The organism is Paenarthrobacter sp. NCHU4564 (assembly GCF_052156435.1).
In the GTDB taxonomy this organism is placed as follows: Bacteria; Actinomycetota; Actinomycetes; order Actinomycetales; family Micrococcaceae; genus Arthrobacter.
In genome coordinates this window covers 45,479-68,615 of the sequence record NZ_JBQLIS010000013.1, presented here as the reverse complement: position 1 = coordinate 68,615, position 23,137 = coordinate 45,479, and the positions used below count along the sequence as shown (strand labels likewise).

The window sequence follows — 23,137 nt, the reverse complement described above, 5'->3', positions numbered from 1 at the left end:
CAAAGCGCCCCGGCGCGTGAACGTCAGTTGAGCTGGAAGACAGCCTTGGGGCTGGACTTGTTCCCGAGCCGCGCCTCGAACGTGTAGTAGGCGCCGCCCGCGCCGGGCTTGGCGTTGATCGCAGCGCAGCCTTCCAGGGTGCGGTTGCGCTGCCACGGGAAGTTGGCGGTTTCGCTCTTGCCGGGCTGGATGGTTTTGATGAGGTCCACGCCGCCGGTCTGGCAGTCCTTGGAGGAGAAGATCCGGTCCGCCCCGCTCATGACCAGGTACTCCATTTGGGAGGTGCCCACGTTGACTTCGCAGGGGGCCGAGCCGCCGTTGGTGATGGTCATGGTGAGCATGGGTTTCTCATCCGCGCCATAGGCAGCCTTATCGGTCTTGGCTGCGACGGTCATCAGGTTGAAGTCGCACACGGGGGTGGGTTTGGCCGACGGCGACGCTGAAGCGGCGGCCGTTGGGGCGGAGTCCTGGGTGGGGCCCTGGCTGGCCTCCGGCGTGCCCGTCGCCTGGGGTGCAGGGCTGCCGGCCAGCGCAGAACCGATGGCGACTACGCCGCCCACGAGGAGTGCCACCACCACCAGCAAGGCGCCTAACACCACGAGTCGTCGACGGCGGTACACGGCAGGGCTCGGACGTCGCCGGGCGCCGGGGCGGCCCTGTCCGCGGGCAGCGCCTTGCGCCGGCGCGGACTTGCGCACGGCGGACTGCTTACCCTGATTGGCCATGTTTCTAGGCTAGGCGCGCCGGGCTGGGCCAGCCCCGCCACCACGCCGCCGGGAGCCAAACCGGACGCATGTGACGTGTGCCATGCCGTATCCCGCGGGCACTGTCACGTGCCGCAGAAGGTCCTGTAGGGGCCGAAGTCGTCCGGAGCCGGCTCAGCGTAACGTTCCCGGCCGGGACGTTCGTCGAAGGGGGCGGTCACGGCGGTGAGCAACTGCCGGGCAGGATCCATGTCGCCAGTGGTGGCAGCCGCGAGTGCCTCTTCAACGAGGTGGTTGCGGGGGATGTAGAGGGGGTTGACCTTGTCCATGGCATCGGCGTCGGGCTTCAGGGCCTGCCACCGCGCCAACCATTCGTCGAACGCGGGCAGGTCCAGCACCATGCCCCGCGCCGGTCCGGCATCTCCGCGGGCTGCTTTGCCGAGATTCCGGAAGAAGGAGGTGTAATCCGCCCGTGCTTCCTGGACCAGTTTGAGCAGGTCATCCACAAGGGGCGAGGCCTGATCGTCATCAAGGTCCGGCAGTCCCATCTTGGCCTTCATGCCGGAAAACCACGCGGCACTGTACTGCGTGCGGAACCCGTTGAGGGCCTGCACTGCCAGTTCCACGGCCTTGTCCTGGTCGTCGTGGATGAGGACTGCCAGCGATTCGGCGAACCGGGCCAGGTTCCACTCGGCCACCACCGGCTGGTTGCGGTAGGCGTATCGTCCGGATTCGTCGATTGAGCTGTAGACGGCGCCCGGATCAAAGCCTTCCATGAAGGCGCAGGGGCCGTAGTCGATGGTTTCACCGGAGATGGTCATGTTGTCCGTGTTCATGACACCGTGGACGAAGCCCACCAGCATCCACTGGGCCAGCAACCTGGCCTGGACGGCGATGACCCCTTCGAGCAGGGCCAGGTACGGATTCGGTTCCTCCGCCGCCGAAGGGTGGTGGCGGGCGATCGCGTGGTCGGCCAGGCGACGCAGCAGGTCCAGGTTGTTGGTGTTCCTGGCGTACTGGAAGCTGCCGACGCGCAGGTGGCTGCCGGCAACCCGGGCCAGGACGGCACCGGGCAGGAGCGACTCGCGCTGCACCTGCCGTCCCGTGGCCACGACGGCCAGCGACCTGGTGGTGGGAATCCCCAGGGCATGCATCGATTCGCTGAGGAGGTACTCGCGGAGCATGGGTCCCACCACGGCCTGCCCATCACCATTGCGGGCAAACGGAGTGCGGCCGGACCCCTTCAAGTGGAAGTCACGCAGGCCGCCGTCTGAGTCGACCTCGCCCAGCAGGAGGGCACGGCCGTCACCCAGCCGGGGCGAATACCAGCCGAACTGGTGCCCGGAGTAGGCCTGGGCTACCGGCGTGGCGCCTTCCGGGACATGGTTGCCGGTGAGGAACCGTACTCCTTCGGGGCTGCGGAGGTATTCCGGGTCAAGGCCGAGCTCAACGGCAAGGGCGTCGTTGAGGACCAGAAGCTGCGGTTCCGGGGCGTCCTCCGCCTGCCAGGGAATGGCCATCTCCTGGAGTTCGCGGGCAAACCGCCCCTGAAGCGTGATGGTTGAATGCGCAATGCCACTCATCGAACAAGTTTACCTTCTGCTCCCGCGGAACAACCGGCCGGCGGGGTAGCAGGACGGCCTGCCGGACCGCGACCTTCCACTACAGTTGATGTCAGCCAACACCGTTCCGCACCGGCGGACCACGCCATCCAGAACAGGGATTCCCAGCACGCATGACGCTTCCGGGCACCGCCGAACTCGCCGGCCTGCACCAGGCCTTGGACCACTGGTTCACGCAGGCAGCCAGGGATTTGCCATGGCGCGACCCGGACTGCGGCCCGTGGGGAATCCTGGTCAGTGAGGTCATGCTGCAGCAGACCCCGGTGGTCCGGGTATTGCCCGTCTGGCGGGACTGGATGGACCGCTGGCCCTCCCCTGCCGACCTCGCCAACGAACCGTCGGGAGAAGCGGTGCGGCATTGGGGGCGGTTGGGGTATCCCCGCCGGGCTCTGCGCCTCCATGCCGCTGCCGTGGCCATCCGGGACATTCACGATGGCAAGGTACCCGATACCTACGCCGAACTCCTGGGCCTGCCGGGCGTCGGCAATTACACAGCTGCCGCCGTCGCCTCCTTTGCGTTCGGCCGCCGCGAGACCGTGGTGGATACCAACATCCGCCGTGTCCACGCCAGGCTTTTCATGGGCACAGCGCTGCCGGCCCCTGCCCTGACGGCCGCCGAGATGAAGCTGGCCGTTGCTGCCCTTCCGGAGGACCGGCAGCTGTCCGTCCGATGGAACGCGTCCGTCATGGAGTTGGGCGCCACGGTGTGCACGGCACGCAGCCCCAAATGCGCCGACTGTCCTGTCCGCGCACGGTGCGCCTGGCTGGCGGCAGGCGAGCCTCCGCCGTCGTACACCCCCAAGGGTCAGGCCTGGCACGGCACCGACCGGCAGGTCCGCGGTGCCGTGATGGCCGTACTGCGCGAGGCCGCCGCGCCGGTTCCGCGTGAGTTGTTCGAGCGGGAGCCGGCGGACCTCGGATTCGGACCGTCCGGCGTCGGGGTTCCCCTGGCGGCGCTACACCGGCTCAATACCGCTCCGGAGCAGCTCGAGCGCGCACTGGACGGCTTGCTCCAGGACGGTTTGGCTGAAATGGCCGACGGCGGGCTGCGGCTTCCGGCCTGACCGGCCGGGTGTCGCTTTGGCCACAGAGCGGGACGACGGGTAACAATGCGGGCGCTGTTCCGCGGATACCGGATCCCCCCGGGCGCCGGCGGGCCTACCCTGAAGCATGGGGAAAACCGCACTGGCGTTGACCTTGGCCGGAACAGCGGCGCTGTTGCCCGGCTGTCTGGAGGAACCCGTGGCGTGCCCCGCCATAGGGCAGGTTCCCGGGGTTTCGATCACGGTGGCTGCCAGCTACGCGCCCTCGGTGGATTCCTTGACCATGAAAGCCTGCCAGGACGGTACGTGCACACAGGAAGAGCTTGTCCTGCACCCCGGGGCCGTGGCCGTGGACCAGGGATGCACGCCGGAGGGTACGTGCTCGGCCACGACATCGCCCGACGGCACTTTGCAAGGGTCCCTCATGCTTCCTGTGCTCACGGAGTCACCGCTGGAGGCGACTGTTTCCGGAACGGCCCCGGACGGAGCGTCCCTCCCTGTCAGGAGCCTGACGTTCACGCCCAGGGGTGAATATCCCTTCGGTGAACAGTGCGGGCGGTTTGTCACCGCGCATGTGCTGCTGGACGCCGCAGGCCTGAGGCAGGACTAACCAATTTTGTTGAGGGCTGCCGCATAACCGGGCCGGAAACGGGTACGCGTGCATTCATCACCATGTGGATCCACGCTGGAGGTCTCCCGTGCCTTTGTCCGAACATGAGCGACGGGTTCTGCAGAACGTCGAACGTGAACTTTTCATAGAGGACCCCGCTTTGGCCCGACGGCTTGAATCGGGCCGGGCCGAAGACGGCCATGTCCCGCGGCGGACGTTGGGCCTGGTTGCCTTGGCGGCAGGTGTCCTGTTCTTCCTGCTGGGGCTGCTGGAGAACCTCGCGGCGGTGGGCTGGCTCGGATTCCTGGTAGCGGGGCTGGCGTTGGTCGACTTGTGGACGCACCGGAGGGAAGGGCGGGGCAGGAGGGGCAGATAGGCGATTCCCAAGGGGATGTATCGCGTTCAGACTTGCCCGGGAGGCAACTCCCTGCTCTGCCCCTCTTGTCAATCGACTACCCGCCGTCCCAGCCGGGAGTATACGTCCGGTCGCTTTGAGCGAAGGTACAGCGCGTAGACGATGCCGCCGATGAACAGAGCGAACGTGAATGACATAAAGATGACGGTCAGAACGGCCGATCCGCCAATCAACTCAGGGTAATTGGTGATGGCCAGCCACGTAATGGCACCGAGGAACAGCACACTGATCAAGGGGGCCACGATCGTCTTCCAGACAGACCCCGGAGTGGTACCGCGGCGGCGGGCAAAGTAGACCAGGACAGCCCCGCTGGTGATAAACATCAGGAGCAATACAGCAAAGGTGCCACTGCCGCTGGCAATCGGATAGAGGACCTCCGGAGCAACCCCCAGAACGGTGAAGAGCACCGTTGCCGCCGCCCAGACCAAACCAACAGCAAGCGCAGATACGTACGGAGACCTATGGCGCGGATGGACACGGCCCAGGATTGAGGGCAACGCATGGTCCTGCGCCAGCGAGAAACTGTACCGGGCCGAGATGTTCTGGATGGACAGCATGCAGGCCAGAACCGAGGTGATCAGCAGAACCATGGCAATATCGGCGAAAATCCTTCCCGCCAGGGCCGCCGCGGCATCATTGAAGAGATTGACGGTGTTCTCTTGGGCAGCGGTCTGGATATTGTCAGATCCAAGGAAGGCTATGTATGCCCATGCCGCCACCGCATAAAAGATTCCGATTCCCACCACGGCAATGTATGTTGCCCGGCCGATGGTCTTGTCGGGGTTCTTGACCTCATCGCGGTAGATGACCGTCGCTTCAAAACCAAAGAAATTGCCCACAGCAAACAGCAACGCCAGACCAAGCGAAGCATCCGTGACCGACGGCAGGGCGAAGCCGGCGGTTTGCACTGCCTCCAGGCCGCTGGCGGAGAACGACACCAGATCGAAGACCACGATGACGGCAACTTCGAGGAGCATCACGATCGTGAGGACCTTGGCGGAGAGGTCGATCCGGTGATAAGCCAGAATGGTCGTCACCGCAGTGATACCCAGCGCGTACCAGTACCAGGCAATCTCCGGACCACCCAGCGTGTTCACCACGAAGCCCTGGAGCGTGACGCCGAAGAACGACGGGGCGAAGAAGCCGATGAAGATGTAGCCGAAGAGTGCGAGCAGCGCGCCGCCAAGGCCCGCCGGTTTGCCGAGGCCCTCCGTCACGAATGAATAGAATCCTCCGGCGCCTTTGACGCTGCGGCTCATCTTCACGAAGCCAACGGAAAAGATCAGCAGCATCAACGTCACCAGCAGGTAGATCGCCGGGGCGGTCTTTCCGCTGAACATCAGCAACACCGGCAAGGTTCCGGCTACCGTTGCCAGCGGCGAGGAGAACGCAAGCACATTCATGACGAGCTCACCAACTCCCATGTTGCCACTGAGCTTGTTCGTCCGGACCTGGCGCGCCAACCCAGGTGTGTCTGTTGCGGTGTTGTTCATGTAATCCTCATCACTGGATATTGCGTGCCGGATCACACTATCCGGGCGGCAATTGGGGAACATGTGCCATGTTGGGACACCACCGCCCTGGAAGTCGATGCCGGCGGCAAAGGGCGGTTGACCTAAGTCGGGACTCCGGAGCCGATCTCGAGAATGGAACGTGAAAGCGCCACTGTGCGGTCCACCAGGACCTGCAACTCCGGCTCGCCGCCGTTCCAGGCCGCCCATCGTCCCGCACCGTCAAGGAGCGTAAGAATAACGTGGGCAGTCTGGCGGGAGAGCGGGTATCCCATGTCCTGCGCCGACGCGACAAACATGGCTTCGCGCAAGCGCAACCAGGCGGAAATTTCTTGCCGGACTTCCTCGCTGAAGAACCGGGACACCTTGTCCGTAGCGACCAGCAGATCCCCGAGATCGGCCTCAAGGCCCCTTAGGTGCTGGACCAGGTGAAAGCGGACCAAAGCTGCCCAGTACTCTTCCGGACCAGCAGTAGCCTGCACGGCCGCCAGGAGTCCGAGGGCAAACCTCCGCCTGAACCCCAGAAGGACCTCAGCCACGATTTCCTCACGTCCACCCGGAAAGCTTGAGTAGAGGCTTGGTGCTTTGAGGCCCAGTTCACGGCTCAAGGTGCGCATCGTCACGGATTCGAAACCATGCGCCCCGGCAAGTCGGAGGAAGGCTGTAACGATCCGCTGCTGGGAGGTCGTCAGTAGGGGCCTGCCGCGGTCGGAAAGAAATTCTGCCAGGGCCGCGGTGGCCTGATCGCGCGACGAATAGTTCAATGCCATCCTCGGCCTGCTGGTGAAACCATCTCCCACTCTAGCGAACGATCGTTAGTAAGGTAAAGGACTGCCGCGCCGTAGCCACAAAGAATCTCCCATCCGGAGATCCGGCAGGGAAGTGAGGAATCCGGCGCCCACGCGTCCCACGACGAGTTCGTCCGAGTAGCTGCTGCGGCTGGTCAGCGTCACTCCAGGGCGGGACAGGGTGAGCGAGCCTTGGGGGACCAGTTTGGCGGGTCGGCTCCCTTGCGCGGATTGGTGCCAGTCCCCGGCCCAGGGTACTTCGAGCAACGCCGAGGCTCCTGGGGAGGCGAACGTCCTGACCTTGTGTTTTGTGCGGCACAATCGCCGGATCAAGCTACGTTCCGGCACGTTCAGGAGCAAGCAGGCCACTGCCAGATCCGGACCATCAAAAATGGCAGGCACACTGTGCGTCATGGCGGAAAAGTCACCGCGGGCATAGGAAACCTTGGAAAAAGCGGCCACCAGCACGGCGCTGAGCCCTTTCAGATCAACGGCTCCCGCAACGTAATCCACAATGACGCCGTCACGGAGGCCGCGGATGTCCGTGATGCCGTCGAAATCCAAGGACTTCACCGCTTCGATAAAAGGAGCAATCCATGGCCCGCAGCCAGCAGGCTGTGGAAGTTCCACCAGGAGGGTGCCAGGCCTGCATGAAAGGATCGTGGGTGCATAACCAGCCATCTTCACCTCCACCAAGGGCTAAGGAAGCGGACCGCAACGCCTGGAACAGTGCCGGCTCCAAGCGCTGCGGCCCGCGGTCTTCAGGAGGGGTTACGCCCCCGGGTACGGCCAGGGCGTGGCGTCGCTGATGTCGCGCCCTTCGACCATGTCTTTAAGAAGCCGGTGAACGTTGCGGCCGGACCGCTTCATCTGGTGGTCGCTCCGCTCCCCAAGTTCAGTCTCGTTAATATGTGCTGAGGCCCGCAGCCATTCAACATGCCGTCCTTGGGCGAGCTTCCTGTTCATCATCGGAATCAACTCTCAAAAACTAGTGGTGCCTTTTGGTCTTTCCAAAATCCAACTTTTGAGGTGCCGCTGATCGTGTCAGTTTGGGACACGGTGATCAGAAGAGGTCCGGTTGTCACCGGGAGCGGGCAGGATTTCCTCCTACTCCGTCCCACCGGAGGGACCGGGATCCAGGGCAATGGCCAAGTGCTTGCTGGAAAGCTCCGGGTCGATCTGCGAAACCTGCATGGCGCAGCTGAACCCGTCCGTGAGGACCAGGGCATCCGACGCGCCCGCGAGCGCCGGAACGATGGAGTGCCCGGCAACCTTCATGGACATGTCAAAGTGTTCGGCTTCAAAACCGAAGTTGCCTGCCACGCCGCAGCATGAGGAGGATTCCACGAGCTGCGGCACCCCCCAGGCTTCGAGGACGCGTTTCTGGGCGCCGGAACCGAATACGGCGTGCTCGTGGCAATGGGTTTGCAGCACTGCCGTGACGGGCGGTTGGGCAGTGGGTTTCCAGCCACGATTTATGGCCTCATCCACTGCGACAGAGAACGAGCGGACCCGGTCCGCAACCCTCGATGCCGCCGCACCACCCACCAACTTTGGTCCTTCGTCGCGAATGGTGGCGGCACAGCTGGGTTCCAGGACCACGATGTCGCGGTCTGTGCCGTCGTCGAGCTTTTCGATCAACTGGGCCAGCCGCCGGCGGGCACCATCACGCTGCCCGGTTGAGATCCAGGTCAGGCCACAGCAGGCATCCGGGGTACAGCCCACGGAACTGCCGGAGTCGCGGAGCACACGGGCGGCGGCGGGAACGACTTCGGGACGGAAAGCGCGGGTGAAGCTGTCGATGAACAGCAACGCATCGGCACCGTCCGTGAAGCCGGCCTCCTGTATGCGTTGCCGGATGCGGCCCCGCTGGGCGAAGTCCGGGAGCCGACGCCGGGCGCTGACACCCAACCATTCGCCCACCAGGCGGAACGGACGGAATCCGGACCCCAGGTTGGCGAGGGCCGCTATGCGGGTCAGCAACGGCAGCCAACGGGGCAGCCAGCCGATGGAGTAGTGCGTGAAGGGGCGGATCCTGCCTTTGTAGTGTTCGTCTACCAGCTGCGATTTGGCTTCGGCGATATCCACGCCGGTGGGACAGTCGGCGGAGCACGCTTTACAGGACAGGCAAAGGTCCAGGGCTTCCCGGACTTCCGGGCTGGACCAACCGTTGTGGCTGGTTCCCTTGCTCCGCGTCAGTTCCTGGAGGACGCGGGCACGGCCCCTCGTGGAATCCTTCTCGTCTTTGGTGGCGCGGTAGCTGGGGCACATGAACCCACCGGTCGTCGCCCGGCAGCGTCCCACGCCGATGCACGCGTGGGTATTTCCTACGAAGGGGCTCACCACCGGCAGCAGCTGCCGGCTTTCAGTGGAAGGCAGGACGGCGGCACCTGCCACTGCGTGCAACCCGCCGTGGTCGGGGCCCGGCAAGGGAACCCCTTCCAAGGCAAGCGAGGCAGCAAAGGGCTTCGGGTCCACGATGATGCCCGGATTGAGGATTCCCGCAGGATCCCACAGGTTTTTGAATGCCTTGAAGATGCCCACCATCGAGGAGGAATACATGACATCCAACAGCTCACTGCGCGCCCGTCCGTCGCCGTGTTCCCCGGATAGTGAACCTCCATGGGACACCACCAGCTTGGCCGCTTCGCGGGTGAAGTCGCTGAAGGTCGTCCGGCCTTCGTCACTGCGGAGATCGTAATCAAGGCGCATGTGCACGCAGCCTGCGCCGAAGTGTCCATACATGAAGGCTGTGTAACCGTATTTTTTCACCAGTGGCAGCAGCTCCGCGAGGTAGTCTGCCAAGCGCTCCGGGGCTACCGCTGAATCTTCCCAACCCGGCCACGTCTGGATCCCGTCGATTCGCCGGGATGAAAGCCCGGCTCCGTCCTCGCGGACCCTCCAGAGCTTGGCGCGTTCCGAGGGCTCCGTCACTATGGCGTGGTCGATAACACGGCCGTCGGCGGCGAGTTTCTCCAGCAGACGTTCGCAGTCTGACGCCGCTTGACCGATGCTGTCTGCGGAGAATTCGACCATCAGGAAGGCGTTGCCCTCGGGAAGGGAGTCGACGCTGGCGGAGCCGCGGCGGTGCCGCATGATGTCCACGATCGAAGCGTCCAGGCCTTCGATGGCACTCGGCTTCGCGGCGAGGATGGTCATCACGTCGCGGGCCGAGTCAATGGTGTTGGTGTAACCGAGGCAAAGCAGGGCGGTGGTGCGCGGCTTGGGGACCAATCCCACCCTGGCCCGCACCACTACGGCACAGGTTCCCTCGCTGCCGGCAAGGGCGGCCGCGACGTCAAAGCCGTGCTCAGGCAGGAGGTGTCCCACATGATATCCGGACACCTGGCGGGGAATGGACCGGAGTTCTACGCGTAGGGGCGCCAGGTTGGCCTGGGCGAGTTCCTTCAGCCCGTCCATGAGCTCACCGGCCCGGGTCACCGAGTGTTTGTCCGTGGCATCCACAGCCTGCAGGAAGTCCTTGCCGGCGCGCAGGTAGGCGCCGTCAGCTGTGACCAGTTCCAGTTCCTTGACGTGGTGCGTCATGCGTCCGTAAGCCACTGAATGGTTGCCGCAGGCGTCGTTGCCAATGGAGCCGCCGATCGTGGCGCGTGTCAGTGATGACGGATCCGGGGCGAACGTCAGCCTGCCTTCGCTGGCCCTTTCAACGTAGGAACGCAATTCACCCAGCACCACTCCGGCGTCCACCCATACGGTGCCGTGATCGGCGTCGAGCGTTCCCACGGACGTCATTCGGCGCGAGAGATCGACGACGAGCCCCTCGCCTATCGCGTTGCCGGCCATTGATGTTCCGCCGCCGCGAGCGGTGGTGGGCACGCCGGAGGCGGAGCATGCGCGCATGACTGCACGGACCTCGTCCACATTCTGCGGGAAGGCGACAGCGGACGGACGCACGCGATAGTTCGATGCGTCATAGGAGTACTCGGAGAGCCTTCGCGGAGTCTCCTCCACCTCGATGCCCGCGTCCCGAAGTTCGTTCAAAAGGACTGCGACGTCGTTCTTGGGCATGCTTACGTTCTCCATTTCTGTGGTTCCACGGCAGTGTAGGCAGGCGGGGGTGGTGCCGCAGTGTGCCAAAACAGAACGGGCGCAGCGGATCTCTCCGCTGCGCCCTTGTCTGCTTGGGTTTTTACTTCAGGAACTCGGACAGGTTGTCCTTGGTGATCAACGTGAACGGCAGCGTGTACCGGTTCTCCGCTTTGCCGCCATTGAGGAAGTCTGTGACGACCTCGACCGCCTTGACGCCCTGACCGGCAGAATCCTGGCGAACAGTTGCCGACATGGTGCCAGCTTTGATGTTCTGCAGCGCAGGCTCGGTGCCGTCGACGCCCACCACTGCCTTGAACTCGGCAGTACGGCCCGCATCGGTGATTGCGGAGGCGGCGCCAATGGCCATCTCGTCGTTGTTGGCCACTACGGCGTCGATCTCACCCTTGCCAAAGCGCTGCAGGGTGTCTTCCATGTTGCGCTTGGCCTCGTCACGGCTGCCCTTCGCCTGGAATTCAGCGACAACCTTGAAGTTCTTGTTGATCTTGCTGTCGAAGCCCTTCTTGCGACGGTCGGTCCAGGACGCGCCATAAATGCCGGCTGCGAAGACGATGTCGCCGCCTTCAGGCATCGTTTTGTTCAGGTACTCTGCCTGCATTTCGCCGGCCACAGTGTCGTCAACACCGATGTAGCTCTTGTAGGCCACGTCTGCACCTTCTGCGAATTCGGTGGAGAGGATGAACAACGGGATGTTGGCCTCAATGACGCGCTTGGCGGCGTTTTGGCTGCCTTCGCCGTCCAACGGTTGCAGGATGACGGCGTCAACCTGACGGGTGAGCAGGTCCTCCACCTGGTTGAGTTCGCTGCCAACGTCCTTCTTGGAGTCGGTGATGTTGAGCTTGACGCCCTTCTCGTCGGCAGCCTTCTTCATGGCGTCCGTCATGTGTGCCAGATCCGGGTCCTGCAGGTCAAGGACCACAACGCCGATGTTGTAGCTCTTGGCTGCCCCCTCGGAACTGCTGGCATTGGTGCTGCCTGCGCACCCGGTGAGTGTCAGGGCGCCGGCGGCCAACATGGCGGTGGCTGCGGCGAGCCTCTGTCGCATTCCCATGGTTGTTCCTTTCAGTGGTTCTTGATGCTGGGGAGATGTGTTGCTGGGTTGGTGGGGCCCAAGGGGTTGTGGGCCCCCGGACGCTGGTTCAGTCCGACTTCCAGCGGTTCAGGAGGACGGCAAGCACGAGGATTACGCCTTGCACACCTTGCTGGAAGTAAGAGGAGACGCCCATCAGGTTCATGCCGTTCATCACGACGCCCAGCAGGAGGACGCCGATGACGGTTCCGCGGATGGTGCCGACGCCGCCGAAGAGGCTCGTGCCGCCGATCACGACCGCTGCAATGACCTGGAGCTCGTAGCCGGTGCCGGCCACGGGGGCAGCGCCGTCGAGACGGGCAGTGAGGACCAAGCCTCCCAGGGCCGCGGTGACGCCACCGATCAGGTAGACGGTGAACAGCACCCTGCCTGTGGAGATACCGACCTTCTTGGCCGACTCCTCATTGCCGCCCACGGCGTAAACGTGGGAACCGAATTTGGTGCGGCTAAGGACAAACTCGCAGATGACGGCCGCGATCAGGAACACGATGACCGGGACCGGGATCGGTCCGACGAACCCGGACCCGAGCCACTCAGCGGGTCCGCTGAGTCCCGAGACGACCTGGCCATCCGTCACCACCAGTGCTGCGGTGCGGGCGATCGCCATGGTGGCCAACGTCGCCAGGAAGGGAAGGATGGCACCCCAAACCACCATCGCTGCGCTAAGGAATCCCACCAGGAGGCCCACTGCCAGGCCGGCTATCAGGGGTATCCAGAATGCCCCGCCGCTTGCTGGTGCCATAATGGCGAACACCATGCCGGCCAGGCCCACAATGGAGCCGACCGACAGATCAATGCCGGCGGTAATCATGACGAAAGTCATTCCAAGCGCGATCAGGCCAATGATGGAGGACTGCCGGACCACGTTGACCAGGTTGTTCACCGTCAGGAAGTTCGGGGCGGCAACCGCGAGGAAAATGATAATGAGTGCGAAGAAGATCAGGATGCCGTAATCGCCGACGAACCTCTTGACCTTGGTGGACAGGTCACCGTCTTTCAGATCAGCCGGACCCAACTTAGTCTTCAGGCTTTCCATGGTGAGGCTCATGAGTTGCTCCCGTTGATTGTTGTTCCGCGGGCAGCCATGGCGTCCACTACAGGCAGGGACGAGGTGCTGCCGATCTTCCGCCGCTCGTCAGGTATGCCGTCCCCGTTATCGATGTAGTCGTCCAGGGTCCCGTGGGAAATAAGGTGGGCTACCTGGGCTTCGGTGACGTCCCCAACGTGGAAGCGACCCACCACCTGTCCCTGCCGCATCACGGCGAACCTGTCAGCCACGGCAAACGCCTCGTCGAGGCGGTGCGTGATGATAATGACGGCAATGCCCAGGTCTTTGAGTCGCTGGGTGACTTCAATGAGCTTGTCCACCTTGGCCACGGACAGGTTTGCCGTGGGCTCATCCATGATGATCAAGCGTGCATCGAAGGCCAGGGCGCGTCCGATCGCGACGGCCTGCCTTTGACCGCCGGAGAGCCGTTTGACCTTGAGCCGGGGGTTGATGGGGATGTCCAGGCGGTCCAGTACGCGCTTGGTTTCCGCTTCCATCTTCTTACGGTCGATGATCCGCACCAAGGGGCCAAGGAGGTTCTTCTGCGGTTCCCGTCCCAGGAATACATTGGTCCGGACATCGAGGTTGTCTGCCAGGGCGAAGTCCTGGTAGACCATCTCGACGCCTTGGTCGCGGGACGCTGACGGTGTGGGAAACTCCGTTTTCTTTCCGTCCAGCTCTATCGAGCCCCGGTCCGGCTGGTAGACACCGGTGAGGACTTTCATGAGCGTGGATTTGCCGGCAGCGTTATCGCCAAGGAGCGCAAAGGTCTCGCCTGGCATGACATCGATGCTGACGCCCCGCAAGGCGGACACCGCCCCGAATGTCTTGTGAATGTCTTTTAGTGCGACCAGCGGAGGGGTCGCAGGTGGTGCATCGGTCATCTCGTCCTCGTTTGATTGGGCCATGTAATGAACCGGTGAAACGCCTCCGGCGAGGATCAACCAAACAACGTTGTTTGATTCTGCAGATGATAGGAGCGGTTTTTAAAAAGCCCCGTCACTGCGTGACCTCCGCCACAATGTTTCACTTACTTGAACTTTGACGGACGGGATGATGGGGCATTTGTGCCAATTTGGAACACGGCTCTGAATCGATTCATTCCAGCAGGTCAATTCCTGGAGAATCGACCGGGCAACACCTGGTCCTTAAACGGCAAAACCCGGCCCCGGGCATGGACGGTTGCGAAAGCATCCATGCCCGGGCCGGGCATCAAGGGGTCCTAGGCGGACAGGTCCACGGCGATCGCAACCCCGGTCCTGGCCGACCTCTCCGCGGCATCCGCAAGAATCAGGGCAGCCCGGCCGTCCTCGAAACCGGGATTCCGGTAAGGCAGGCCGCGGACGGCGCGAAGGAACTCAGCGACCTCGAGCCGGTACGCCTCCGCATAACGCTCCAGGAAGAAGTTTTGGTACGGTGCGATCCCCTCCACGGTTCTGGAACCCCAGTGCCGGACAAGGTTGTCATTCTTGTTTGATACGTGGAGCAGGCCGGTGGAGCCGAAGGCCTCTATGCGCTGGTCATAACCAAAGGCGGAATGCCGCGAGTTCAGGATGGTCACAAGTTCACCCGTGGATCCCCTGAGGGTAACCACGGTCGAGTCGAAATCATCAGCCTGTCGGATAGCGTCGCTGAACACATTGGCGCCCCGGGCCGATACCTCCACGATGTCCGGAATGAAATAGCGGGCCATATCCAGGTCATGGATGGTCATGTCCCGGAAGATCCCGCCGGATTGGGGCAAGTACGAAGCGGGTGGCTCACCCGGGTCACGGCTGGTGATGATCAGTTGTTCCAAGGTTCCGATCTCGTTGGCAGCCACGCGCCGTTTCAACTCCACGAAGTGTCTGTCGAAGCGCTTGTTGAAACCCAGGGCTATGGGAACGTCGGTGGCCGCCGCCTTTGCCCGGAGCGCGTCAACCCGGGAAATGTCCAGGTCGATGGGCTTTTCGCAGAGAACCGGGATGCCTGCATCGATGGATTTCTCCATCAGGTCCACGTGCGTGGCTGTTGGAGAAGCCACGATCACGGCGTCGACCTCCCCGGAGGCAAAGACTTCGGCCGGGTCATCGGTGACCCGGCCACCGAACTCGGCGGCCGTGCGCTTGGCCCCCTCAATAAAGGGGTCGCATACCCAGGTGAGGGTTGCTTCTTCCAAAGTTGTCAGGCTCATGGCGTGCACCTGACCGATCCTGCCGGTACCGAACAGGCCAACTCTGATCTGTTGCGTCATTGCAGATCTCCAAAGTATTCAAATGGAAAGGGATTTTTAGTCGATCTTTTGCCGACCCAAACGCGCATAAACGTCCGGCCGCTTTGAGCGCAGGAAGTATGCGTAGACAATTCCGCCGATGAACAGAGCGAAAGTGAAGGTCATGAAAATAGCTGTCATGATCGCCGAACCACCGATCAGCTCGGGGTAGTTTGCGATGGCCAGGTACGTAATCAGGCCAAGGAACACCACGCTGACGATCGGGGCCACGATGGTCTTCCACGCAGACTCAGGGGCGTAACCACGTCGGCGGACAAAGTAGACCAGCACGGCAAAGCTCGTGATGAACATCAGGAGCAATACAGAGAAGGTGCCACTGCCGCTTGCGATCGGGTACAACGCCTCAGGAGCCACCCCCAGCAGGGTGAAGACGACAGTGGCCACCGCCCACAGCAGCCCGACGGCCAGCGCTGATACATAGGGGGACTTGTGCCGGGGGTGCACACGGCCAAGTGCGGGGGGAAGGGCTCCATCGGCGGCCAGCGAGAAGCTGTACCGTGCGGCAATGTTCTGGATCGAGAGCATGGAAGCCAGGATCGAGGTGATGAGCAGAACCACTCCGATGTCAGCGAAAATCTTGCCCACCAAGGCAGTAGCCCCATCGTTGAAGAGGTTCACTGTGTTGGCTTTGGCAGCTTCCTGCACGTTGTCTGCGCCCAGGAATGCCGTGTAAGCCCAGGCTGCCACCGCGTAGAACAGGCCGATTCCAACCACGGCCAGGTAGGTAGCCCTGGGGATGGTGCGGTCGGGATTCTTCACCTCGTCGCGGTAGATGACCGTCGCTTCGAACCCGAAGAAGTTACCGACGGCGAACAGCAGCGCGAGGCCCAAACCGGCGTCGGTAATCCACGGCATGGAAAAGCCAACACCCTGGGAGGCGTCTCCTGCGGCAAACGCGGCAACGTCGAAAATGATGACAACGGCAGACTCAAGCAGCATCACCACCGTGAGGACCTTGGCGGAAAGGTCGATCCGGTTGTATGCCAGCACAGTGGTGATGGCTATGATGCCCAGCCCGTACCAGTACCAAGGGATGTCCGGTCCGTTAAGCGTGTTCACCACGAAACTCTGCAGGGTCAGGGCGAACAGGGAGGGGGCAAAGAATCCGATGAACACGTACCCGACAAGCGCCAGCAGCGCCCCGCCCAGGCCCGCCGGCTTGCCCAGCCCGGCCGTGACGAAGGAGTAGAAGCCACCGGGGGCCTCGACGCTCCGACTCATCTTGACGAATCCCACCGAGAAAATCAGGAGCATCAGGGTCACCAGGAGGTATATCCCTGGAGCCGTGTGGCCGCTGAAAAGGAGCATCACGGGCAAGGTGCCTGCGACGGTGGTCAGCGGGGAGGAAAACGCAAGCACGTTCATCACGAGCTCGCCCACCCCCATGTTGCCGCTGAGCTTGTTTTCCTGGGTTTGGGTGGGCGTTATCGGCTTCCCCTTTGTTGAGCTTGACATGTAATCCTCGTCACGAAAGTACTAGTGCTGAATCACACTATCGACGCGGATCGTGGCAGCACTGTACCAGCTTGGGACACGGTATTTGGAGCACTTCCGCCAAGCTTTTTGAGGTCCACAACGTCGTTGAGGGGCTGGCCTGCCTTCCACTGCTGAAGGTTCCGCGCAAAGCAGTCCACTACCCGCCCACGCCACCCGATCAGGTCGCCGGAGGCGTGCGGGGAAACCAGGATGTTGTTGCGGCTCCACAACGGATTTTCGGCCGCCAACGGTTCATTCTCAAAAACATCCAAGGCTGCTGCACCGAGGTGTCCGGCATCAATGGCATCGAGCAGATCCTGCTCCACCACCACGGCCCCACGGCCCACGTTGACCAGCCGGGCGCCCGGACGCATCTTGTCGAACCGGGCAGCGTTGAACAGGCCTCTTGTCTCCTCGGTCAGCGGAACCGTCAACACCACGTCCTGCACCTCACCGAGCACCACATCCAACTCATCGAAGGAGGCGATGGCCCCCAACTGTTCGTCCTCGCGGGCACTCCTGCCAACGACAGTCACATCCATGCCCGCCGCCCGCAACAGCAGCACAGTCTCGCGACCCACAGGGCCTGGACCGACCACCAGGACATTGCGGCCCAGCAGCGGTTCAGTTTCGCGGTGCTGCCACGTCCTTGCCTGCTGCAGCTCTATGGTCCGGCGCAGGTCCTTGGTAAACATCAGAAGGACACCCAGGACCCATTCGGCGATCGGCCGCTCACAGACGCCGCGGGAGTTGCTGACGACGATGTCACTGTTGATGATCTCGTCCGTCATAAGGCTGTCGACGCCGATGCTGGACGTGTGGATCCACCGCAGCCCGCCCGGACCTACTTCTCGCAGAAGCTTGGTCCGGAAGTCGTTCAGGAACAGGATTTCCGTTCCGGGCAGCGCCGCCCTGAACTCCCCTGCCGTCCGAACCACCACCACATCGGCTTCGGCGTCTAAACGTTCCACGGGAGGAACCGGGCGGCCCTCCTGGACTATGACAATCACTTTTGGTCGTGACACACGTGCTCCCTCCCGGACCGCTCCCCGCAGGAGCGGCCCAATGTTTTGTAGTTTGTCGTTTGCGGCTGCTTACCAGCCGCCCTGCCAACCGCTCATGAGGCCGTACGGCAGCCGCTGCGGCTCTTCGTCCGGCAAGCCCTTGAGGAAATCGAAGTCGCAGCCTTCGTGTGCCTGGTTGACGTGGTCGATAAAGAGCCGGCCGTAACCACGCCGATACTTGGGCGCCGGGAGGTTGAGTTCGGCGAGTCGGGCCTTGATCTCCTCCTCCGGCAGGTCCAGGTCCAAGCGCTGGTTCTCGACGTCCAGGATGATCGGATCGCCGTCGCGAACGATCGCGAGCGGTCCGCCCACGGCGGCTTCGGGCGACACGTGTAGCACGGTTGTGCCAAATGCGGTGCCGCTCATGCGGGCATCCGAGATCCGCACAATGTCACGAACACCTTTGCGCAGCAGCTTCTGCGGAATGGGCAGCATGCCCCACTCCGGCATGCCCGGAGCACCCACCGGACCACTGTTGCGGAGCACCAGGACGGAATCCTCCGTGATGTCCAGGTCCGGATCGTCAATCCTGCGGCCGAGGTCGTAGATGTCATCGAATACCACGGCCGAACCCTTGTGCTGCAGGAGTTCCTTCGAAGCAGCGCTCCGCTTGATCACGGCACCGTTGGGGGCCAGGGAACCACGCACGACGGCGATGCCTCCTGAGGCGTCAAAGGGCGTCTCGAGCTTGCTCACGACGACGTCGTCCGGCTCGGGTGCGTTGATGTAGCCCTTTTCGAGGGACTCGCCCGTGACGGTCAGGGCGTCCCGGTTCAGGAGCGGGTCCAGCGCCTTCAGCACGGTGGAGATGCCGCCCACCTGGAACAATTGCTGCACCAGGTACTCACCGGACGGGCGGACATTGACGATCCGGGGGGTCCGCTGGGAAATCTCGTGGAAGCGGTCCAACTGCAGTTCGTAGCCGACCCTGCGGGCCAGAGCCAAAAGATGAACCACTGCGTTGGTCGAGCCACCCACGGCCATGAGCAAGGTGATGGCGTTGTCGAACGCTTCCTTGGTCAGGACCTCGCTGGGCTTCGGGCCCGACAAGGCCATTTCCACTGCCCGGCGGCCTGTGGCCTCCGCCGCCTGCCCGCGGCGTGAATCGACGGCGGGAATGGACGCAGTGCCGGGAAGGCACATGCCCAGCGCTTCAACGAGCGACGTCATGGTGGAGGCCGTGCCCATTTCGCTGCAGTGGCCGGCGGAGGGCTTGGCAGAGGACTCAAGTTCATCGAAGTCCGCCTCGGTGATCTTGCCCGCGCGCAGTTCGTCCGCGTACTTCCACGTGTCCGTGCCAACGCCCAGCTGCTTGCCCCGGAAGTACGCCGGTTCCTGCGGGCCACCCGTCAGCATGATGGTGGGAATGTCCGCGCTGGCCGCTCCCATGAGCTGTGCCGGAACCGTCTTGTCACAACCACCCAGCAGCACGATCGCATCCAGCGGGTACGCGCGGATGGATTCCTCAACGTCCATGGCCATCAGGTTGCGGAACTGCATGGCCGAGGGCTTCATCAGGCTTTCGCCCAAGGAGATGGTGGGGAACTCCAGCGGCAAACCGCCGGCCATCAGGACGCCGCGCTTCACGGCCTCGGCAAGGAGCTTGAAGTGGATGTTGCAGTTGACCAGCTCCGACCAGGAGTTTGCGATGCCAATGACCGGCCGGTCCTTGATGGCGAAGCGCGAGAAGCCTTCGGCCTGGATGGCAGTACGGTGCACGAATCCCGTGAGGTCGTGCGGCGCGAACCAGTGCGCACTGCGGAGATCGTTGTAGTTCGACTCAGGCATATCTCTCAAAGCTCCTTGGCTTGTTCGTCTCTTGTGAGGTCTTGGGCGGGCAATCAGGCAGCAGATGTGCCGCCGTCGAACGCCATGCTGGTGCCGGTGGCGAAGGTGCCGTCGACCGCCAGGAAGTAGATGGCGGCGGCCACTTCGCCGGGGTCCGCGAGCCGGCTCAGCGGAACCGTGCTTTCCTTCTGCCGCAAGGCCAGGGCGGGGTCCGGTTCGGCCTCAAGGCCGGTACGCAGCATGGGGGTGTCAATGGGTCCGGGGCAGACGGCATTGACGCGGACATCGGGGGCCAGTTCCAGCGCCAGCGCCCTGGTAAGACCCACCACACCGGCCTTGGCTGCACAGTAGTGGGCCAACCCTGCAACCCCCATGGCCGCCAGGTCAGAGGCGACGTTCACGATGGCCCCTCCCTCGGACCTGCGCATGTGCAGGCCGGTTTCCCTGGCGACGTAGAAGGTGCCGGAGAGATTGGTGCCTAACACCTCTGCCCAGCGGTGCTCGTCCAGGTCCTCCAGCGCGGCGTAGCCGGCAACCCCGGCCGCATTGACGGCTACATCCAGGCCACCCAGTGCATGGATTGCACTGCGGACACCGTTCCGCGCTGAACCGGGGTTGGAGACGTCGGCGACCACCTGGTGCGCACCGCCGTCGATTTCCTCCGCAACCCGCCGGAGTTCAGCAGGCCGCCGACCCAGCAGCGCGACCCGGGCTCCGCGACGGGCGAAAAGTTTGGCCGTTGCTTCACCGACACCCGATGTGGCTCCGGTGACGAGCACCCGCAGGGGTTTGGTTCGATCCATCATCGTCGACGGGCTCCTTTGTTGGCGTTGGCGGACTAGTACGTTCTACATAAACAGCACGCCACACTCTCCGGATGTCTCAGATTGAGACACAGCACACACCGGCAGACTTCATAGGCTGATCGGCAGATGCCGCCATTTGCGTGGCACCGTTTCCCCGAACCCAGTTGCTAGACAAGAGGAGTCTCCCTTGGAAGACCAGAACCGCATTGGCGTAGGCCTTATCTCAGTTGGGTGGATGGGACGCCTGCATTCCCGCGCCTACCTCGCCACCAAGCAGTTCTTCCCTGAACTGCCGCGTCACCCTGAGCTTGTGATCGCCGCAGACCCCGACGACGCCGGCCGTCACCACGCGGAGGACGCGCTCGGTTACAAGGAAACGGCTACTGACTACCGGAAGGTGCTGGAGAACCCGGACGTCGATGTCGTCTCGATCTGTTCCCCCAACTTCCTGCACCACGAGATCGCGCTGGCCACCATCGAGGCGGGCAAGCATTTCTGGATCGAGAAGCCCATGGGCCGCAGTGCCCGGGAATCCCGGGAGATCGCCCAGGGCGCCGAAGCTGCCGGGCTGATCACCTCGGTGGGTTTCAACTACCGGCACACCCCGGCTATCGCTGAGGCACGACGGTTGATCCGTTCCGGGGCGCTGGGCAAGGTGACCAACGTGCAGATCCGCCTGCTGACCAGCTACGCCTCGGACCCGACGCAGGTGTTCACATGGCGCTACGAGCAAGCGCGCGCAGGTTCCGGCGTATTGGGCGACATCCTGAGCCACGGTTTCGACCTGGCCCAGTTCCTGGTAGGCCGCATCACGTCGGTCAACGCGGTGACGGAAACGTTCATCAAGGAACGTCCGCTGCCAGCCGGAACGTCGTCGAATTCCTTCAACAAGGGTGAGGCCTCGGATGTGACCCGGGAGGTGGAGAACGAGGACTACACGGCCATGCTCGCCCGGTTCGAGGGCGGTGCAGTGGGCATGTTCGAGACAACCCGCGTCGCGATCGGCCCGCACGCCGAATACATCGTGGAGGTTTACGGCACCGAAGGATCCATCCGCTGGAACTTCGAGCGCATGAACCAGCTGGAAGTCGCAACGGACCGCAGTGGATACCGGACCATCATGACCCCGCCCTCCTTCGGCGAATTCGGGCGCTTCCAGCCCAACGCCGGGCCCGGCATCGGCTTCAACGACCTCAAGACCATCGAGGCCGCGCTGTTCCTGCGTTCGGTGGCCGAAGGCAAGCAGCTTGGACCTTCTGTGGCCGACGGTTGGTCGGCATCGGAACTGGTGGATGCCTCCCTGCGCAGCGCAGAGTCTTCCGCTTGGGTGGAGGTCCCGGAAGTCACAGGGAACACCACGTACGGGGCCTAGGCTCCTGCGACAAAGATGGAGGCCGGATCACGTGATCCGGCCTCCTTTTGCTGCGCTGAAATTTAGTCGCTGAAACCTACTTCGCGAAGCGGAACAGCTTCTTGTTGGCGAACTCCAGCATGCCCACCTTGCCCAGTTCGCGGCCGTAGCCGGACTTCTTGACGCCGCCGAACGGCACGTCCGCACCGCTGAGGTCGTAGGCACCCACGAAGACCATGCCGACGTCGAGCTGGTTGCCGACGCGCTCGGCGCGCTCAACGTCGTCGCAAATCACTACCGATCCCAGGCCGTACGGCGAGGAGTTGGCCAGCTTGATGGCTTCCTCGTCGCTGCTGACCTTGTATAGCTGCGCAACAGGGCCGAAGAGTTCCTCGCTGTAGACGTCCATGGCCGGCGTGATGTTGGTGATCACTGTCGGGGTGAACACGTTGCCCTGGGGCTCATTGTTGCCCACCAGGATCTCTGCGCCTTGGTCCAGGGCACCCTGCACCTGGGAAGCCAGGAACTTTGTGGCCGAATCGGAGGACATCGGTCCGAAATCGCCGTTCTCGTAGGACTGTCCGGCGATGGCTGCCTTGAACTTCTCGGAGAACTCGTCGAAGTACTTGTCCAGCACCACGATCCTCTTGGAACCGTTGCACGACTGCCCGGTGTTGCCCATGCGGCCCATGACGGCCTTCTTCACGGCAAGGTCCACGTTGTCCGTGTCCAGGACCAGGAACACATCGGCGCCGCCGAGCTCCAGCACGCACTTCTTCAGCGCACGTCCGGCCTGTTCAGCCACGATCGCTCCCACCTGCTCGGAGCCGGTGAGCGAGACACCCTGCACCCGGTCGTCCGCGATCATGGTGGAGATCTGCTGGTGGGTGGCGAACAGGTTGACGTAGGCACCCTCCGGGAAGCCTGCATCGCGGAAGAGTTCCTCCAATGCCAACGCCGACTCCGGACACTGGCTGGCGTGCCGGACAATGACGGTGTTGCCCAGGATGATGTTGGGAATCGCGAACCGTGCCACCTGGTAATACGGGTAGTTCCACGGCATGATGCCCAGGATCACACCGAGGCCCTGGTAGCGGAAGAAGCTCCGCAGCCCGTCGGCTACCTCCAGTTGCTCATCGGCGAGCCATTCTTCGGCATGTTCAGCAAAGGCAGCGGCAATGGAGCCGGAGAACTCGGCCTCGCCGGCGGCCTGCTGCAGCGGCTTGCCCATCTCGCGGTTGATGATAGCGGCCAGCTTGTCCTTCCGCTCAACAAACAGATCCGCGAGGCGTTTGGCCAGGGCAGCGCGCTCGGCGACTGTGGTGGTGCGGGACCACTCCTGGTAGGTCTGCTGGGCGGCGCTGAGCCCGGCTTCCACCTCTGCGTCAGTGGCGGCGGGGTACTCGGCGTGGATGGTTCCGGTAGCCGGATCAGTAACGGCAAATGTGCTCATAATGATTGCTCCTTGGTCAGTAAATCCC

At 63.1% G+C, this 23,137-nt stretch carries 20 protein-coding genes; 4 read left to right on the top strand and 16 right to left on the bottom strand.

The annotated features are described in order from the left end of the window. Positions 1 to 23: 23 nt before the first annotated feature. Together ACSVIE_RS14205 and ACSVIE_RS14200 are read right to left on the bottom strand one after the other, a co-directional pair. A complete protein-coding gene (locus ACSVIE_RS14205) occupies positions 24 to 725 on the bottom strand; it encodes a hypothetical protein (RefSeq protein ID WP_442424242.1) in 702 nt (233 codons plus the stop codon). Positions 726 to 829: 104 nt separating this feature from the next. Further along, complete coding sequence (locus ACSVIE_RS14200) at positions 830 to 2,287, bottom strand: protein adenylyltransferase SelO (protein WP_442424241.1); 1,458 nt, start codon at positions 2,285 to 2,287, stop codon at positions 830 to 832. 152 nt (positions 2,288 to 2,439) lie between these two features. Between ACSVIE_RS14200 and ACSVIE_RS14195 the strand changes: the two genes are divergently transcribed. The 3 genes from ACSVIE_RS14195 to ACSVIE_RS14185 all read left to right on the top strand — a co-directional run bounded on the left by ACSVIE_RS14195 (position 2,440) and on the right by ACSVIE_RS14185 (position 4,355). Beyond that, positions 2,440 to 3,390 (top strand): A/G-specific adenine glycosylase, encoded by a 951-nt coding sequence (locus tag ACSVIE_RS14195; protein ID WP_442424240.1) that lies wholly within the window; start codon positions 2,440 to 2,442, stop codon positions 3,388 to 3,390. Between the two features lie 106 nt (positions 3,391 to 3,496). Next, positions 3,497 to 3,979, top strand: a complete 483-nt coding sequence (locus ACSVIE_RS14190) for a hypothetical protein (protein ID WP_442424239.1) — start codon at positions 3,497 to 3,499, stop codon at positions 3,977 to 3,979. A gap of 88 nt (positions 3,980 to 4,067) precedes the next feature. Beyond that, entirely contained in the window at positions 4,068 to 4,355 is a 288-nt protein-coding gene (locus tag ACSVIE_RS14185) for a DUF3040 domain-containing protein (protein WP_426005304.1), read from the top strand. Positions 4,356 to 4,423: 68 nt separating this feature from the next. On the opposite strand, the gene ACSVIE_RS14180 is transcribed toward ACSVIE_RS14185, so the two are convergent. The 13 genes from ACSVIE_RS14180 to ACSVIE_RS14120 form a co-directional block, all read right to left on the bottom strand. Next, a complete protein-coding gene (locus ACSVIE_RS14180; RefSeq protein WP_426005302.1) occupies positions 4,424 to 5,887 on the bottom strand; it encodes an APC family permease in 1,464 nt (487 codons plus the stop codon). Positions 5,888 to 6,009: 122 nt separating this feature from the next. Next, the gene (locus tag ACSVIE_RS14175; RefSeq protein ID WP_426005300.1) at positions 6,010 to 6,675 is read right to left on the bottom strand and encodes a TetR/AcrR family transcriptional regulator; all 666 of its coding nucleotides are present in this window, start codon (positions 6,673 to 6,675) and stop codon (positions 6,010 to 6,012) included. A 45-nt stretch (positions 6,676 to 6,720) separates the two neighbouring features. Further along, entirely contained in the window at positions 6,721 to 7,374 is a 654-nt protein-coding gene (locus tag ACSVIE_RS14170) for a carboxyltransferase domain-containing protein (RefSeq protein ID WP_442424238.1), read from the bottom strand. A gap of 90 nt (positions 7,375 to 7,464) precedes the next feature. After that, on the bottom strand, positions 7,465 to 7,662 hold the full coding sequence (locus ACSVIE_RS14165; RefSeq protein ID WP_426005296.1) for a hypothetical protein: 198 nt from the start codon (positions 7,660 to 7,662) through the stop codon (positions 7,465 to 7,467). Between the two features lie 138 nt (positions 7,663 to 7,800). Continuing rightward, positions 7,801 to 10,722, bottom strand: coding sequence for an FAD-binding and (Fe-S)-binding domain-containing protein (locus ACSVIE_RS14160; protein WP_442424237.1), 2,922 nt, complete (start codon positions 10,720 to 10,722; stop codon positions 7,801 to 7,803). Positions 10,723 to 10,843: 121 nt separating this feature from the next. Next, positions 10,844 to 11,812 carry a sugar ABC transporter substrate-binding protein gene (locus ACSVIE_RS14155; protein ID WP_442424236.1) on the bottom strand — a complete coding sequence of 323 codons (969 nt, stop codon included), beginning with the start codon at positions 11,810 to 11,812 and terminating at the stop codon, positions 10,844 to 10,846. A gap of 88 nt (positions 11,813 to 11,900) precedes the next feature. Beyond that, on the bottom strand, positions 11,901 to 12,899 hold the full coding sequence (locus tag ACSVIE_RS14150; protein ID WP_426005291.1) for an ABC transporter permease: 999 nt from the start codon (positions 12,897 to 12,899) through the stop codon (positions 11,901 to 11,903). Continuing rightward, positions 12,896 to 13,807, bottom strand: a complete 912-nt coding sequence (locus ACSVIE_RS14145; RefSeq protein ID WP_426005289.1) for an ATP-binding cassette domain-containing protein — start codon at positions 13,805 to 13,807, stop codon at positions 12,896 to 12,898. The genes ACSVIE_RS14150 and ACSVIE_RS14145 overlap by 4 nt, the downstream gene beginning before the upstream one ends. A 314-nt stretch (positions 13,808 to 14,121) precedes the next feature. Further along, positions 14,122 to 15,132, bottom strand: coding sequence for a Gfo/Idh/MocA family oxidoreductase (locus ACSVIE_RS14140; RefSeq protein ID WP_442424235.1), 1,011 nt, complete (start codon positions 15,130 to 15,132; stop codon positions 14,122 to 14,124). A 36-nt stretch (positions 15,133 to 15,168) separates the two neighbouring features. After that, complete coding sequence (locus tag ACSVIE_RS14135) at positions 15,169 to 16,626, bottom strand: APC family permease (RefSeq protein ID WP_426005287.1); 1,458 nt, start codon at positions 16,624 to 16,626, stop codon at positions 15,169 to 15,171. Between the two features lie 32 nt (positions 16,627 to 16,658). Further along, entirely contained in the window at positions 16,659 to 17,672 is a 1,014-nt protein-coding gene (locus ACSVIE_RS14130) for a D-2-hydroxyacid dehydrogenase (RefSeq protein WP_442424234.1), read from the bottom strand. A 69-nt stretch (positions 17,673 to 17,741) separates the two neighbouring features. Next, a complete protein-coding gene (locus ACSVIE_RS14125; protein ID WP_442424233.1) occupies positions 17,742 to 19,499 on the bottom strand; it encodes an IlvD/Edd family dehydratase in 1,758 nt (585 codons plus the stop codon). 53 nt (positions 19,500 to 19,552) lie between these two features. Then, positions 19,553 to 20,305: an SDR family NAD(P)-dependent oxidoreductase gene (locus tag ACSVIE_RS14120; RefSeq protein WP_442424232.1), complete on the bottom strand. Its 753-nt coding sequence runs from the start codon at positions 20,303 to 20,305 to the stop codon at positions 19,553 to 19,555. Positions 20,306 to 20,492: 187 nt separating this feature from the next. Between ACSVIE_RS14120 and ACSVIE_RS14115 the strand changes: the two genes are divergently transcribed. Beyond that, positions 20,493 to 21,677 (top strand): Gfo/Idh/MocA family protein, encoded by a 1,185-nt coding sequence (locus ACSVIE_RS14115; protein ID WP_442424231.1) that lies wholly within the window; start codon positions 20,493 to 20,495, stop codon positions 21,675 to 21,677. Positions 21,678 to 21,753: 76 nt separating this feature from the next. Here the strand turns inward: ACSVIE_RS14115 and ACSVIE_RS14110 are convergent, their stop codons facing one another. Next, positions 21,754 to 23,109 (bottom strand): aldehyde dehydrogenase family protein, encoded by a 1,356-nt coding sequence (locus ACSVIE_RS14110; protein ID WP_442424230.1) that lies wholly within the window; start codon positions 23,107 to 23,109, stop codon positions 21,754 to 21,756. Between the last annotated feature and the right edge of the window lie 28 nt (positions 23,110 to 23,137).

Excerpts from the sequence above, each read along its gene's own strand:
- ACSVIE_RS14205 (WP_442424242.1), bottom strand. The coding sequence starts at position 725 with ATGGCCAATCAGGGTAAGCAGTCCGCCGTGCGCAAGTCCGCGCCGGCG.
- ACSVIE_RS14155 (WP_442424236.1), bottom strand. The coding sequence starts at position 11,812 with ATGGGAATGCGACAGAGGCTCGCCGCAGCCACCGCCATGTTGGCCGCC.
- ACSVIE_RS14180 (WP_426005302.1), bottom strand. The coding sequence starts at position 5,887 with ATGAACAACACCGCAACAGACACACCTGGGTTGGCGCGCCAGGTCCGG.
- ACSVIE_RS14150 (WP_426005291.1), bottom strand. The coding sequence starts at position 12,899 with ATGAGCCTCACCATGGAAAGCCTGAAGACTAAGTTGGGTCCGGCTGAT.
- ACSVIE_RS14160 (WP_442424237.1), bottom strand. The coding sequence starts at position 10,722 with ATGCCCAAGAACGACGTCGCAGTCCTTTTGAACGAACTTCGGGACGCG.
- ACSVIE_RS14200 (WP_442424241.1), bottom strand. The coding sequence starts at position 2,287 with ATGAGTGGCATTGCGCATTCAACCATCACGCTTCAGGGGCGGTTTGCC.
- ACSVIE_RS14135 (WP_426005287.1), bottom strand. The coding sequence starts at position 16,626 with ATGTCAAGCTCAACAAAGGGGAAGCCGATAACGCCCACCCAAACCCAG.
- ACSVIE_RS14145 (WP_426005289.1), bottom strand. The coding sequence starts at position 13,807 with ATGGCCCAATCAAACGAGGACGAGATGACCGATGCACCACCTGCGACC.
- ACSVIE_RS14125 (WP_442424233.1), bottom strand. The coding sequence starts at position 19,499 with ATGCCTGAGTCGAACTACAACGATCTCCGCAGTGCGCACTGGTTCGCG.
- ACSVIE_RS14195 (WP_442424240.1), top strand. The coding sequence starts at position 2,440 with ATGACGCTTCCGGGCACCGCCGAACTCGCCGGCCTGCACCAGGCCTTG.
- ACSVIE_RS14120 (WP_442424232.1), bottom strand. The coding sequence starts at position 20,305 with ATGATGGATCGAACCAAACCCCTGCGGGTGCTCGTCACCGGAGCCACA.
- ACSVIE_RS14110 (WP_442424230.1), bottom strand. The coding sequence starts at position 23,109 with ATGAGCACATTTGCCGTTACTGATCCGGCTACCGGAACCATCCACGCC.
- ACSVIE_RS14175 (WP_426005300.1), bottom strand. The coding sequence starts at position 6,675 with ATGGCATTGAACTATTCGTCGCGCGATCAGGCCACCGCGGCCCTGGCA.
- ACSVIE_RS14140 (WP_442424235.1), bottom strand. The coding sequence starts at position 15,132 with ATGACGCAACAGATCAGAGTTGGCCTGTTCGGTACCGGCAGGATCGGT.
- ACSVIE_RS14190 (WP_442424239.1), top strand. The coding sequence starts at position 3,497 with ATGGGGAAAACCGCACTGGCGTTGACCTTGGCCGGAACAGCGGCGCTG.
- ACSVIE_RS14170 (WP_442424238.1), bottom strand. The coding sequence starts at position 7,374 with ATGGCTGGTTATGCACCCACGATCCTTTCATGCAGGCCTGGCACCCTC.
- ACSVIE_RS14165 (WP_426005296.1), bottom strand. The coding sequence starts at position 7,662 with ATGATGAACAGGAAGCTCGCCCAAGGACGGCATGTTGAATGGCTGCGG.